At 47.6% G+C, this 14,250-nt stretch carries 12 protein-coding genes and 1 pseudogene; 8 read left to right on the top strand and 5 right to left on the bottom strand.

Features of this window, described 5'->3' with window-relative positions:
* Positions 1–271 precede the first annotated feature (271 nt).
* The 3 genes from ACA070_RS25175 to ACA070_RS25165 are packed head-to-tail and all read right to left on the bottom strand — an operon-like array spanning position 272 to position 3,156.
* A complete protein-coding gene (locus ACA070_RS25175; protein ID WP_497448769.1) occupies positions 272–1,576 on the bottom strand; it encodes a carboxyvinyltransferase in 1,305 nt (434 codons plus the stop codon).
* 36 nt (positions 1,577–1,612) lie between these two features.
* Entirely contained in the window at positions 1,613–2,923 is a 1,311-nt protein-coding gene (locus tag ACA070_RS25170; protein WP_497448768.1) for a phenylacetate--CoA ligase family protein, read from the bottom strand.
* 20 nt (positions 2,924–2,943) lie between these two features.
* On the bottom strand, positions 2,944–3,156 hold the full coding sequence (locus tag ACA070_RS25165; RefSeq protein WP_497448767.1) for a hypothetical protein: 213 nt from the start codon (positions 3,154–3,156) through the stop codon (positions 2,944–2,946).
* Between the two features lie 638 nt (positions 3,157–3,794).
* On the opposite strand from ACA070_RS25165, the gene ACA070_RS25160 reads away from it, so the two are divergent.
* Positions 3,795–4,682, top strand: coding sequence for a class I SAM-dependent methyltransferase (locus ACA070_RS25160; RefSeq protein ID WP_497448766.1), 888 nt, complete (start codon positions 3,795–3,797; stop codon positions 4,680–4,682).
* A 1,747-nt stretch (positions 4,683–6,429) separates the two neighbouring features.
* On the opposite strand, the gene ACA070_RS25155 is transcribed toward ACA070_RS25160, so the two are convergent.
* Positions 6,430–7,266, bottom strand: a complete 837-nt coding sequence (locus ACA070_RS25155; RefSeq protein WP_497448765.1) for a hypothetical protein — start codon at positions 7,264–7,266, stop codon at positions 6,430–6,432.
* Positions 7,267–7,517: 251 nt separating this feature from the next.
* Here ACA070_RS25155 and ACA070_RS25150 point away from each other — a divergent pair, with 251 nt between their 5' ends.
* From ACA070_RS25150 to ACA070_RS25135, 4 genes are all read left to right on the top strand, one after another.
* On the top strand, positions 7,518–7,928 hold the full coding sequence (locus ACA070_RS25150; protein ID WP_497448764.1) for a hypothetical protein: 411 nt from the start codon (positions 7,518–7,520) through the stop codon (positions 7,926–7,928).
* Positions 7,929–8,103: 175 nt separating this feature from the next.
* Positions 8,104–8,430 carry a hypothetical protein gene (locus tag ACA070_RS25145; RefSeq protein WP_497448763.1) on the top strand — a complete coding sequence of 109 codons (327 nt, stop codon included), beginning with the start codon at positions 8,104–8,106 and terminating at the stop codon, positions 8,428–8,430.
* On the top strand, positions 8,417–9,277 hold the full coding sequence (locus ACA070_RS25140) for a radical SAM/SPASM domain-containing protein (protein WP_497448762.1): 861 nt from the start codon (positions 8,417–8,419) through the stop codon (positions 9,275–9,277). Before ACA070_RS25145 ends, ACA070_RS25140 begins: the two co-directional genes overlap by 14 nt.
* Positions 9,270–10,451, top strand: coding sequence for an aminotransferase class III-fold pyridoxal phosphate-dependent enzyme (locus tag ACA070_RS25135; protein WP_497448761.1), 1,182 nt, complete (start codon positions 9,270–9,272; stop codon positions 10,449–10,451). The genes ACA070_RS25140 and ACA070_RS25135 overlap by 8 nt, the downstream gene beginning before the upstream one ends.
* 8 nt (positions 10,452–10,459) lie before the next feature.
* Here ACA070_RS25135 and ACA070_RS25130 read toward each other — a convergent pair whose 3' ends face one another.
* On the bottom strand, positions 10,460–11,212 hold the full coding sequence (locus tag ACA070_RS25130; RefSeq protein WP_497448760.1) for a hypothetical protein: 753 nt from the start codon (positions 11,210–11,212) through the stop codon (positions 10,460–10,462).
* Between the two features lie 493 nt (positions 11,213–11,705).
* Between ACA070_RS25130 and ACA070_RS25125 the strand changes: the two genes are divergently transcribed.
* The 3 genes and pseudogenes from ACA070_RS25125 (at position 11,706) to ACA070_RS25115 (ending at position 14,206) form a co-directional block, all read left to right on the top strand.
* On the top strand, positions 11,706–11,891 hold the full coding sequence (locus tag ACA070_RS25125) for a hypothetical protein (RefSeq protein WP_497452047.1): 186 nt from the start codon (positions 11,706–11,708) through the stop codon (positions 11,889–11,891).
* Positions 11,852–12,007: pseudogene (locus tag ACA070_RS25120) on the top strand (copper-binding protein); the annotation flags it as partial. The gene ACA070_RS25125 and the pseudogene ACA070_RS25120, both read left to right, overlap by 40 nt.
* Before the next feature lie 369 nt (positions 12,008–12,376).
* A complete protein-coding gene (locus ACA070_RS25115) occupies positions 12,377–14,206 on the top strand; it encodes an AAA family ATPase (RefSeq protein ID WP_497448759.1) in 1,830 nt (609 codons plus the stop codon).
* Positions 14,207–14,250: the final 44 nt, after the last annotated feature.

Here is a 14,250-nt window from a genome sequence, read left to right as displayed (position 1 = left end):
GCTATTGCGGATTAGATCCGATGCGGTCAGCAAGACATGCCGTAAAAGATTTTTCCTATTCAAAATCAGTCCCTAATTCATTTCGAGTTCGAGAAAATTTTCTATGATGACCTCAGCTTAGATTAGCCAGCGCAGAAACGTCCTGACCAAGCGCCGCTCCTATGCGTGCTCCCGCGACCCGTAAAGACTGCTTGCGAAGTAAATCGAGGCTTCGCGTAATTTCAAATTTCTCTGAAAAAAATTCTATTATTAAGAGCTAAGGTCTTATAAATTACATAGGTATAGAATCATTGGCCGTCCTTCTAGCTAGTACCCCTAATGGGCCGAAGAAATTTTCCAGTGGCCCGTAACCACGTTCAAGTTCTTCAGGATTAAGCAGAAATACATTCAAACCAAGCGATAGTGCATACAAACACGCCGACATACCGCCTCGAAGATCCGTCGCTAAAATTTCCTCTCTGTCGCTTTGGTTGTCCCGGATTAGCGGCCCCTTAATCGTCAGTATGTTATCAACCAAAGAAAATCCAGTAGCTATCTTACGTAATGACCGTAGATACTGAAAACGATCGGAGTAGACACCCTCCTTGAATGTGGAAGTACCTTTTACTCTCGCTGCGAGTGCTGCCAGTAGTGGTTGGGCGTCGGAGGCAAACATTGGATAAGGACCGCTTGTTATATTGATTGGTGAAAGCTGCTCAAGTGGGCGTGGGATCAGTTTTATTATTCGCCCTGCAAGTTTTATTTTCAAACCTAGTTTTTTAAGTGACGCCAATTCGGCTTTGAGTAAGTGAGGCGCTGCGTTCTCAATATTTAGTGGTGCGAATAGTAATTGTCCTGCCAATAAAAGTGTAAAGCAGACAATGCGATCTGGTAACAGTGCAACGGTTCGAACGGCGTCTGCACGAGGTCTCGTAGCTTTCCTAAAAATAACCACTGTACGATGTCCCGCCTCCAAAATTTCGGAGCCACTTTCGCGGAGATAATCAGCTATCGCGCAAACTTCCGGTTCAATTGATATGTTTTTGAGAGTGACTGGGATAGTACTGGTTGATGCTGCAATCATAAGATTAATCGATGCTCCTACTGATGGAGTACGCAAAATGTATAAACAGCCCATTCGCTTCCCTGGAGTTAGTCGGATAAAACCCTCTTTCTCTTCGATCATATGCCCAAGTGCTGCGAGGCCATCAAGATGAATATCATGCTGTCTAGACAGTTGACATCCCCCGGGTGACGGAATACAGATGGACTTACCGCGAGCAGCTGCAACACCGAGGAGCAGCAGTGAGTATCGCGTTTTTCTAGCAGCATTAAAATCCAGATTTTCTGGATAGAAGTCCTGGGTAGCTATATGGAGGGTATCACTATCGTAGTCGATCTTTCCTCCGGTACTTATAATGCAATTAGCTGTTGATACCCAATCTATTAGTGCCGTCGGAGCATTTAGAATGCGGATTTTCGTAGGGACAGCTAAACAGGCAAACGCTAGAGGTAAAAGATGATTTTTTGCGCCGCGCAGTCGAACTGTCGTCGTCAACTTGTCCCCATTATGATGGAGAGGCTCCAAGATCATCATATGTTTCCCCTAGTTTTCCCTACTAGTTAAAAACGATCAGCCTTTAAGCTTCCAGATTTTTCCTGCCTTATCGTATCCTGTTTCTGTATCAGGATCTGGAATGAAATATGAAATGCTTAGATGTTTAATAGGTACTGTGCAAATGGTTCTCAGCCCCTCGCTGAGTTCATTTGTGATGCGCGATGTTGCTGTGGAAAACCAATGCATATCGATAACGGTGCCGACATATAAATATAGCTCTAGTGCGCCGTTATGTTGCCAGCTAAACTCGCCTCTAATAATTGGTTTTCCACTCGCTGAGTGATCTATTGCAGGGACCGCAAGCCCGTGTCGTTGCCTGGCTATAAGTTCGCAATTGTCTACAAGATTATAAAAGTCGGTGCCTGAAATAATTAGTTCTCCAAGGGGGGAGAATAAGCAGTGATCTAATCGCCCATGATATTTGTAAAGCCCATCTATAAAACTAAATATATCCCCTGTTCGGTAGCGGATCAGAGGTTGTCGCTGAACGAAGGGGAACAAAGTTGTAAGAATCAATTCTCCGGTGTCTGGGCTAGAGAGCGAGGAAGCTGAGACAAGTTCAACATGAACTATGGGGTCAAATTCGTAAAGTCCGGTCCCGCCGGGGCTGGTCGCGCCACCAAACGCTTCAGAACATGAAAAACGATTGACGATCTTTGCATTCCAGAAAGTTTCTAGAAAGTTGATAGTTCTCGAAGATACCCAGTCACCCGTTATAATAACTAGTTTAATGTCGTATGGGCTTTTGTTGTGACCTTTCCAAGCTAGGTATTTTGTAAGCAACAATACCTGTGTGGCAGCACCAGCAATAACTTGAATTCTGATTGATCCTAAGGCTGACAATAGGGTTGTTCCGAGATAACCTAATACGTTCTCAGCTGTTCGTGCATCGACGATCCCTTGGGTGACAACTGGAGTGCAAGATGGTATAGCAGTTGCTGTGCCGTGCGATGGAAGCCCTAAGAACAGTGTACCGCTTGGCGTGGTTTTTAATTGTGTTTGTTGGGATAATGTTAAAAAAAAATCCTGGATAAAGCGCTGCTCAGCGTTAGACCTATGGAGTGTTAAGAACTGACCCGTACTGCCGGATGTGTTCTGATAGTAATCGCTTGCTGAGATATTGCTTAGTGCATTTGCTCCTGCACTTATCAAGTCCGCCTTGCCTACCGTAGGGAACTGCACCAATCTTTCCCGGGTGACATTAGACGTATCGATCTCTCGGTAAAGGGATGCATACATAGGAACGGTTGCGGCTGCGAGCCGCACCGTATCCGGAAGCAGTTCATCGATTAGAGCAAAACGATGCGCAGAAAGGGGCTGACTCATCCTATTTTCCTTCCAGCAAGCTACTCTGCGACCCTATGCGCCAAAGCTATGGCCTCTGCGACACTAGCCTTTAACATCGCGGCTTCGGCTGCACCGGCAGCAAGAACTGCAGCCTCTGCTGATAGCATTGCGGCTTCAGCAAGGGTAGTTTCACCGATGTTTCCCTCTGGTACCCTTCGCATGTCGGCTATTGCTACTGAATAAAGGTTTACTAGTTTCGTCATGTCGAACATAACATTTCTCCTTCATCTGCTGATTAATCACGCAGCCGATTTCCGCGCAAATTGGAGCGTAGAAGGGAGATATGCCGGAGTCAAGAAAAGTGCTTAGACTGATATGAGTTTATGGCAATAGCAGTTTTTAGGGTAAAGAGAGCTCGTTCGCAAATGTAAAGGAAGAGCTCTTTAATTCCAATTCGCGATAAAAAGAACGCAGTGTTGTTGCTACTAGAATAAGAAGTGTTTTGTGAGAATTTTGGCTTGTCTGTGTTGCTGCGTTTACTCGATGAAATAAAGGAACAAGTGCTCGTAAAAACGATGAAACCTATGTCTTGTATCTATTTGGCATCAAAATTCAGTGACATATTTCATTATCTATACAAGGGTGATGGCGTTTGATCGAGAGATATCGATATGTCTGATCGTTTTGACCGTTCGTCTTAAAAAAGCCACGAGGGTTATTTTTATCGCTAGAAGATGAGGTGCACAAGACCAAGATATGTTGCGACAACTATAGTGAAATTGAGTGGGCGGGCGTCAAGGCTGACTCCTCCAAAACTCCGCTTTCAATGAGTTGGCTTACTCGAAAGGGGAGCTGCAATGTTAACAAGCGCTATAATGTCAACATATGTTATTTTTTTGGAGCTTGCATAATGCCAAATAATATTTATACTTTTTATCAGCGTCATCCTTATCCATATCATCATAGTCACTTGGCTGGTACACGGCAGTGGATTGTTTCCATTTTAAGCAAGTGTTTTATAGATCAGCCTCCGTTAAGGATTCTTGATGCCGGATGTGGCACGGGCGTCTTCTCTCACACAATCGCAAATGCATTTAAATCTAGTCGGGTGGTTGGGGCCGATAGCTCTCCTACTGCTACAGAGATTGCTCGCGAGCGCGCTCAAGAGATGTCTAATATTGAGATACTTTTACATGACTTCGCTTCAGGGCCACTCAACGATGCCCAAGCGTGTGATTTTTTCTTTTGTCATGGAGTGCTTCATCATTGTAGTGATCCGGTTAAAGTTCTTCGGAACGTCTTGGCCTCATGTCCTGGTGCGAAGAACGGTTACGTCTGGCTTTACTCAAAATGGGGGAGGACTGATATTGAGCAGATACGCTGGATTGCACAACGAATTTCGCGAGCAGCCGAGATTCCGGTAACACAGGAGTCTATTTCACTCATTAGAGAAATTAGAAGTTATTTCCCATGTGCAGCTGATGCTGATAATGCCCTAGTCTCAGGTTACATAATGGAGGGAGATGGGCTAGATTTCGAAAAAGAAGATGAGCTCTTAATAAGAGATCGATACCTTACTCCAATTGCAGAGCACTATAGTGTGGATTGCGCTTCGGAATTATTCCATAAATGTGGGTTAAAAATTGTCGATTGCCCGACATTCGAATATACGGCAAAGTGTAATGAGGGGGTCTCCAAGTTTTTTCATCCATCAGAAAGCAGATCGCTCGATTTTTTTGCTTTGGCTGAGAGGTTGCTTAGACCTTCTGGTATTGCGTATATTGTAGAGCCTTTATGATGGTTAATTAATTTCTTGGAGGAGCGGTAGATGTTTTCTGGAAGAGTTTTATGTCTTTGTCGAAAAATATGGGTTCAAAAGAAACTATGCGGTGATGGAGAAGAAGCTTTGTCGACCACCGATCAACTCCTGTTTTTCCGAGTCGTAGGCTTTAATGTCTCTTATCTGTGAGTTCAAGCCAGCGCTGGATATTAAGACGTAGTTACTTTCTATGGAGCCATATTATGCGGGAGTAAGCGTTTGCAAATATTACTGATAGATCAGATTCACGAAATTGTTGCGCCAGCCATAGTGTCACTTTTACAGCCGCTGGGACTCTAGGTCCAAGTCCTCTGCCCGTATCAGTGGAAAGGCGGCGTGCAGGCGTCGGCGTACGCTTTCACTGGATTTCGTCCCACATCTTTCCGGCAAAGAAATCAAGGTGCAGGACGCTAAGTCAGCGCAGTTTGGTCTGACTTAGGGCGTGGTTGCAGCAGCCATAAGCGGCAGGCCTGATGCAGCAAAAGACGAGTTCCAACGCTATTCCACGCGTCTTTTAGAACCGGCTTATAAAAAACTCCGCAAGTTGTTTATCCATGAGGATGTTGATTGAATACGTCGCGCCGGCGCTACCATCTTCAAAGAGAATCCCTCAGAGGGGGCGCCCATCTACTTCCTGGATCCGGACGGTCACAAACTCGAGATCCACGGATCAGGGTTCAAGGAGCGCCTTGTCACCATGGCTGCAGAAACGTGGGACAAAGTTCAGTTCTTCGACTCCTAGATGAAGCATTCGCAGGACCGGCGGGCAGTGGGTTGGGCGATGCGCAACGGGTGCTGCTCGTGGCGTCATTTTTGGCCAGGTCTTGGTTTCGGGTCTTGGGACGTGATGATGTGCGCGATGGAGGCGATACGGGCATCCACTCCGGATGAGGATCTACAAGTCGAACGATTGAAGGGTTCATTGCGCATTCTAATTCTGTAGCAGGATCTATCTTTCCATCAGGTAAAGACCAATCTGGCCCGGGTGCCTCAAAGCGCAGATACCAACCGTTCGACTTGAAGACGATACTAACGATCAGACCGATGTTATGGCGCGTGCTTGACCAGATGGACGTCGAGGTCGGCGACGAGCACAAGACATAAGATAGTCCCGGTGACGTTCATGATGCTTTCGGGCTGCTCTGATGCTCACTAGTCTTCATTGTAGATTGACGTCCTGGTGCATCTCGGCTCATTTCGACATTTCCGAGGATGAGTACCCCGACCTCGATGAGTCATCGTTTTTTTGCCACTCCAATCCTCAGAAGGCAAATAATTAGCTGACACCTAAAAAACAATAAGTCAACACCGACTTGTCACCGATTCCCATATAGGTCTAACCAGCTTTCAAAAAAGCGCTGCTTAGCGGAACCAAGCGTTGCAGGGTACGGCGCGAGCTGTTTTTTTATCCGCGATAAGCCGACCCCGCATACTATCCGCATGACTCACGCAATGATTGTAGTTCACTAGGTCAAGGCGATGTGCATCTGCATCGAGGCCGAGCTCAATGAAGGTAAGCGCTGCTTCGGCGTAGCTATGCCGTTGCGTTGCCCTTCCTGGATCAGGGGCTTGTTAGATCCGCACGGCAGTTTGGAGGAGTTTGGATGCCTAGGTTTTAGTTTGTATTCTCGATAAATAGTGGCGCTTTTCCGATAGCTAGGCTACGCCTAATGACACACTTCCCAGATTTCAATATAAGAGATGGCGAAAAATTTATTATATAACTCTAGGCTGGCGCGGCGATAGAGACAAGATTCAAATCACAGAGGAAATGAACGACTGATTTCGTCGATAAATCAGCAAGCCAACCCCAAACAGCATTCCCGCGTGCGTCTTGTCCAAAGAACCAGACAGTTCCCTCATTGCTAATGCTCAGACCAGCAACATGAAGTGAATTTGGTGAAAAGAGACAATTCCGGCATGTCGGAGCCATGCCGCACTCAGCAAAACTTCCAGCCCCATCAGGGTGCAGTCGCCATATTTGACCACGTGAGCTTACGCTCCAAGCAGTTCCATCTACGGCTCCCACAAGTGAAATAGCAGCGGCAGGTTTTGGCAAAGGAAGCCAATTGTTTTCTGCTCTATTCAAGTGCCAAATAGCGTAACCCCCATATCGCTTTTCACCTCCGACAGCCCACAGACTGCCATCAATACCTTCCGTTACATCCACAGCCTCAATTGGCAGCAGTGGGGGTAAGCTTAATGGAGTAAATCCGAGAGGGATTATTGAGCGACCGGTGACGACCCAAACACCTGTGCCAGATGCTCTCCCGATAACTGGGAATATGTTGTCCGAAAAGCACAAACTCCACTCTCCTGTTACCAAACAACCAGCCCAAATTCCGTATGAGGTCTGGGACTGTCGGGCAGCGACCCAAAGCTTGCCCCCCTCTGCTTGGACAATTTTCATGCCGCTCCAGCCTTCAGGAAGCTCCCACTTATTCGGTTTGGCTTGAGTTACGAGTTGGATGACCTCGCCGAGATAATTTATGGCCCATGGTGCGCTAACTTGTTTGGGTGCTTTACCAACCAGTTTTGCTGTCAATTTTATATTTTTATGCATGGCGACAGTCACTCCTGTGCGTGTGTCTGTAACGAAGGGCATACTAAGGATATCAGGTGCCGTCCTTTTCGCCAGTATAATGGTGCGACTTGTCTTGAGCCTAAAAGCCCTATGGAAAAAACCAAAGTGGCATGGCGTTAAAATTTAGCTCACGTTTGATTTGCAGCAATTAAATCTTCGACTAACATCAACAGGCGGCTCACCAAATCGGGTTCTGATGGACTCAAAATCTACCATGGAGTTAATCGATAATGGCAGCTATCCGTATCCGTGGCACATGGAAACTCACTCTAAGCACCTATGAAAATGCTGAGGATTTATTACCGACTCAATTTGGCACTGCCGAGCTAGACATTCGGACTGCAAATCGTGCTGGGCTAACCGGCGAGCTAAAGATCGACAACTCATCAGTTGCTGTGGGAGGGCGAGTAAAGCCTGGTAGCCCAGCCATAGTGACAATCTATGAAGTCTCAGATGACGGAGGTGAATTAGAAAATGGAGCGGAGCTCATTCTATACATACCGCCGTGGTGGCCTCAAATCGACTACAGGTATGATTATGTTATGGGAACCATGGTTATTGGTCAGTCCACTGCGCTCAGCTGCGATAAAAGCAGAGTGGGTAAGCTGATTTCCATTGTAGGTATCCAGCCATTTGACTGATATGAGTTTGTTTTCGATGGAGAGTAAAGAAAAAAAATTTAACGCAAACCTCATTGGGCTTGCTGACGCACCCTACAAGTTCGGAGGTCGGAGTAAATCAGGTATCGATTGCTCTAGTTTAATACTGAGGAGTATCCGGCTCGCCGTCAGACGTACGGTTGTGGAGTTACCTTGGATGACTGCCGACCAACTGGGAAAAGGCCACCGCGGAATCACTACGCCGATTCCTTTGGAAGTATCCATCAATCGATGCATTCTTGCTTTTTTTGACTGGGATCAAGATGACATTTACGAGCATGCTGCTGTAAAGCTGCTTGACGGCACTTGGATTTGGGCATCTTCTTCTGCAGGTAAAGTTCTCAGATTTGATCCTACATCCTCAGATCCAGCTTGGACGCGGCAATGGAGAGAGATCAACGGCGGTCTTCAGGATGGGAACAGTACTCTAAGAGTTGTCGACTGGTCCGTGGCCAGCAAGGGTGCACCAGATGACAAAAGCTAAAGAAAAGGTATGGGTATGGATGGATATCTCAGCTACCTGCAATCTCGCGTGTCGAGACTGTTATACGAAACATGCCCACCAACCGCATTTAATTACTCCTGAGAACTTTCGATTAATTCTAAAAAAACTAAGCTCTGCAGACATAGTCATACAAAAGCTTCATCTAAACTGGCGTGGGGAACCACTCACGAACAAGAGTCTTCCAGAGCTACTAAACTCAGCAAAAAAAATTTTACCGAAAGTGCCACTTGAATTTCATACAAATGGTCTTCTGCTAAGTAAAGAAAAGAGTGCTGCGTTATTAAAGTATCTAAGTCCGATTGATTTAATTTATGTTTCTATTGATGGTGGAAATGCCCAGGCCCATGAAGCTAATCGAGGAAAACACACTTGGGCGCCGACTCTGCAAGGGCTTACTGAATTATTAGACGCTCGTGATCAACTAAACAGTCCACCACCACAAATCAGTATTTACGAAATCTCATATCACCCAGGCGTTTCGGCGGACCCACAGCTCATTCGGCTTTCGAAGCGATGCAATGATTGGATAAAGGTTTATAAAGTATTCGAAGATGGCAGCGAGGTGTCTTTAGCGAATGACGACAATGTGCCGTTTGGACCTTGCTTCTGGGCAGGGAATGCCTTCTGCATTACTGCATTAGGAGATGTACACGTATGTTTGCTTTCATTTCGGTCTGATGGGCGATTGGGGAACTTGTTCAAAGATGATGTTTCAACTATTTTAGTGCGGGCAAAAGAATACCGTGCCTTGATTGTTGAAAAAGGTCGAAGAAGTATCAGTCATTGCGCCGAATGCAAGAAATGTGAGGGGCAACCCGATGTCTGATCCATTTCACGGTGGACCTTTCAATTCTCGCTTTCAGTTTAAAGGTGGAGAGGGGGCGTTCGTTTACGACTCGCAGAACCGAAAGTACTTAGACTTGACTTCTGGTTGGAATGTAATGAATGCCGGATGGAATCCTCTTGAAGTTATAAAAGAGGTGCGCCGTTGCCTTGCTAGTAATCCATTTCGGCCCTCATGGTGCACCGATGAAAGCTCCCGTGCTCTTACAGAATTGTTAGCTGAAATAGCTCCTGGGTACATACCTGTATTTAGCTGTACAGGGGGTGAGGCAGTCGATAACTCGTTGAAGTTAGCAAGGCTCGTAACTGGTTGTGGGAGTGTCATTACATTGGCAGGATCGTATCACGGCAGCACAACAGGAGCATCACTTGCAGCAGGCGTAGAAGTGCCTCATATAGGCCCATTGAATCTTAATGAGAAAACAATTCGAATTCAGTTTTCGCCGGATAATCCTCCTACTGTTAAAACATTCGATCAGTTTGAAGGCGACGTTGGAGCGGTTATTGTTGAAACAATTTCAACAAATTCTGGTTGCTACAAGGTTCCGGAAGTGTTTTTAACACAAGTGCGTAAGTTGGCCAGAGATTTAGGTGCGCTATTTATTTGCGATGAAATTGGGACTGGAATAAATCGAGTAGGTGCATTGTTCTCCTCACTTGATGCTGGCCTCTCTCCTGATGTAATTCTCTGTGGAAAAGCGCTTACGAATGGGCTTTACCCTCTTTCGCTGTGCTTAGTAACTAGTAGGCTTATACCTTATGTCGATGAAGGGGCTTTTGCGTCGACTTACGGCGGAGCGCCTCTTGGCTGCACCGCAGCGTTAGCCACTTTGAACTATCATCATCGCAATCAACTTGGCAGCATGGCAAACGAAAATGGTACCGCATTGAAACGAAGACTTTTGAGCAATCTAGGAGCGAGCCCGTTTGTGTCTGCAGTGAGCGGCGAAGGATTGGAACTGGCCATCAACTTAAACTGGGAATTTGGCGCTTCGATTGGTCTCACTCCTTCGAGACTAGTGACCCGTTTGCTTGAGGCTGGGCTTTTCTCAGTATTATCAGTGGACTGTGATCTGATGGTCACACCACCGCTGATTGCCCCGTTAAATGAACTTCTGCAAGCAGCCGATGTGATTGCGGACGTACTACGAGTCTAAGACCTGCTTCAAGTGCAAGGACGAGTTTCGTGGATCACTAGATCCACATTAGATGGTAATGGTTTAATTAACCAACAGTGGCCGGGCGGGTCTAGCAGGCAAGAATAGTCATCCTGCCATTGGTGATGAGGGTCCACCTCTTGGTATTTTTTATAACGTGCCATTCTATCTTTAGCATGTACGCCAGCAAGATGTGCGATGCGTATGCGTGTCCGAATTAAATTTTTTTGATCATATTGGGTGGGGATAGGCTCAAAGTGTAGGGTGGCATTCGGTAGTGTTAAACCTGATGCATACTGAAACATGCGAAACGTCCAAAGTTTTGATTTGTCGTAGTGGTTGGAGTCACCTATTAGTCTAAGAACTTCAAATCCATATGCAGGATTATAATTTGTTTTAAGCTGGAATAGCTTGTTTATGTGAGGTAGATCATATGACACAACCCGCTCATCTGCATCTAGCCACATTATCCACTCCGGCTCGAATTCGGCACAAGCTTCGAGTAGCTGTCGTCGATTGGCACCGTCGTCCCACCCAGTAAATGTTGGTCGTGGGGGATTAATTAAAATTTTTATGACGAATTTTTCTTTTCTCAAGCAATCGAGAGTGTCGTCGTCACTTCCATCATCGAGAGCAATCACTCCATCCGAAAATTGCATTACGTTATCAAAGTACCTTTGTAAGTATCGACTTCCGTTTCTGATGGGGAGTAATATTAATAGCTTTGGTTTGCCATGTTTTCTTATTGGCTGACTCATCATGTTGTAGTCCTATTGAAATTGAATAGTAATTTTCAGATAACGTATTTACTATATACTCCCGTTGAATGGGGTAGCTTTAGTACTCTAGTCTATTCCCAGTCTAGAAATCTCCGTAGAGTTATATTTTTTACCTGATGCTTCACTGAGCTGATCAATATCTCATTCGCGAGGATGATTACTAAGTTCGATGAAGGTCCGCTTCTCGCCCAGTCTGTGTAAAAAGGCGCTGCATGTGTTGATGCATGCGTTCCGACGCGAAATTTTGCCTGTCATAGCGCGCAGCAGACGGCCCAGAGCGACCAGTCACGAATGACCGAGATTGGCTGATTGCTGCCTGTCGCCTCATTCAGCTGTGGTTCGGCATCGGTGGCGGTATCGATACACAGCGAACCTGAATCCTCCAGCCGCGGTTGCCAAGTGGCGACACACCGTGCAATGCGGGTCGTTGCATCTCTTTAAACCCAACGGATCGCCGCAAAGGGGCCGTGGTCATATGTTGAGAGGACAGGCCGACAAGACCGCTACAGCCGAACTACTGGGCAATAGCGACCACCCGAGGGGCAAGCTTGGCGAGATCGCCGAGGCGCTGCTTGAGCCCCTCGCCGATGACGTTCTGATAGCCAAGGCTGAGGATGAGCTTCTCACGGTGATGTTCCAGCTGTGCAATAGCCGCCGATGACCATGGCCTTTTCCGTGACGGAAGATCAGCTGACAGAGCTGACAGCTGGAGACCAGGTGTCGTTTTCATTTCGAGTAGAGGGTGGCAGAGCGACGATTGTGTTCATCACCAAGTGAAATAGCGGTGGTTGAAATGGCCGGCACGCATTGTTGTGCTGGCCAATACCAATAAATCCACTTGTTCGGTAAACCGCTGCGTCTGAATGTTGCGTCGACCTGCTGAGTCCACGCCGAGAGCAACCGTTGAAATGCGTCGCCCCAGTGGTACCCGAAAATCCGCGCCGGTATGTCAGTCCAGGAACTGTTGGAAAGGTACATGGACACCGGCATGACTGTGTACTAGCCTCTTGCCACTGCGCAACGACCATGTACGGCGTCATGTCGTACAAAAAGACTGCTCTAATTGCCCTTGGTCCCTGCGGTCGCGGTATGCGGCTTGTCACTGGCGCAGTAGTAGATATGCACATTTAGATAGGGAATTCCTCCATGCGCATCAAGTCCATCAAGCTCACCAATTTTCGGGGCTATCGCGATTTAACGGTCATCCCAATTGCCGAAGCCATGACCGGTATCGTTGGACGCAATGACTATGGCAAGTCGACAATTCTTGAAGCCCTGGCCATTTTTTTCGAGACCGATGGCGCCAAGGCAGACAAAAACGATATGAACTGTTTTCGCTTGGCTGAGGGGGCGGAACAGTTCGAGATCGCTTGTGAGTTTGATGAACTTCCTGAGGCGCTGGTATTGGATGAGAACGCCGAGACCTCACTGTCCCAGGAATATTTGCTCAATGCCGAAGGCGCACTGGAAATCGTTAAAACCTTTAAGGCCGCTACCGGCAAGCAGGATAAAACAGCGATTCGTTGTCAGCATCCCCTCGATCAGGCACTGAGCAACCTGCTCAGTTTGAAGATGATCGATCTGAAAAAGCTTGGTGAGCAGTTGGGTGCTGCAGATGAGGTTGCGGACAAGCGTGTGGCTTCGTTATGGCGGCAGTCGATTCGCAACGCCGCCGCGCCGATAGCCTGTCAGGAAACACTGCTTGATGTGGACAAGGGGCTGTCCACCGATAGCAAGTCCATCTGGGGCAAGATTCAGGACCTGCTGCCTACCTTTGCCCTCTTCAAAGCTGACCGCGAGAGCAGCGATGGTGACGCCGAGGCCAAAAATCCGCTGCAACAAGCCGTCAAGGAGTCCCAGGCTGCACTGCAGGAGCAGATCAGCGCACTTGAGCAACAGATTGAAGCAAGCGTGCTGGATGTGGCTGCCCGTACCTTGGACAAGCTGCGTGAAATGGCCCCTGAATTAGCCAATGAGCTGACTCCACGCTTCAAGGAAAAGCCGAAATGGACCTTCAGCTTTACCTTGGACGGTGAATACGGCATCCCAATCAACAAGCGCGGTAGCGGCGTGCGCCGTCTCATTCTGCTGAACTTTTTCCGCGCGGAAGCGGAGAAATCGGTGATTGGTTCGCAGCGTAACGTGATCTACGCAATCGAGGAGCCAGAAACCTCCCAGCATCCCAACTATCAGATGATGTTGATGAAGGCATTGCTGGCGCTGTCCAACCAGCCGAACCGGCAAATCATCGTCACCACCCATGTGCCAGCGCTGGCCGGCCTGATACCGATTGAAGGTATCCGTTACGTCACAAGGAATGAACTAGGTATCCCCATCGTCAAGATGCCGGATGCAGATGTGCTGAAGGAAGCTGCGGAGAGTTTGGGCGTTTTACCCGAAACCGGTATGGAGCGGGCCGCTGGCATCATCTTGGTAGAAGGGAAGTCCGACATTACTTTCCTTCGCCATACCGCTGCGGTCTTGAAGGCGGATGGCCACCTTGCTCACGATCTGGATGACAAGCGCCTTGTACCTATCCATGTCGGTGGCTGTGGCAACGTCAAGCATTGGGTAACGCACAAGCTTGCCGATGAGCTGGGCTTGCCATGGTGCGTATTCCTCGATTCTGATATCGGTGGTGATCCCGGGCAGGTAAAGGCCAATCAGAAGCGCAAGCAGGAGGTCGAAGGAGCAGGGCGCCCGTTCTACTCAACGCGTAAACGTGAAATAGAAAACTATATTTCCCCTGAGTTAGTTGAGGTTCATACCGGGCACTCCTTCAGCTACACCGATACCTGTGATGCCAAGACAATCATCGGTATTGGGGTGGGCATGAAGCCAGACGACGTATCTGACCGTTTCTGGCCTTTGATGACCGCAGAACAGATTATCCAGCGATCGCTTTATCGGGACGGTGATGATGAGAAGTCTGAGCTGAAGGAGCTGATAGAGAGCCTGTTGTCGCTGGCAGTCTGAGTCGCTGACCTTATACAGGGTCGAGAATTTCCAGTATTCATCCA

This window comes from Pseudomonas sp. LBUM1678, from assembly GCF_059695575.1.
The sequence above is the reverse complement of the archived record's forward strand: the minus strand, read 5'-3'. Positions and strand labels throughout refer to the sequence as shown.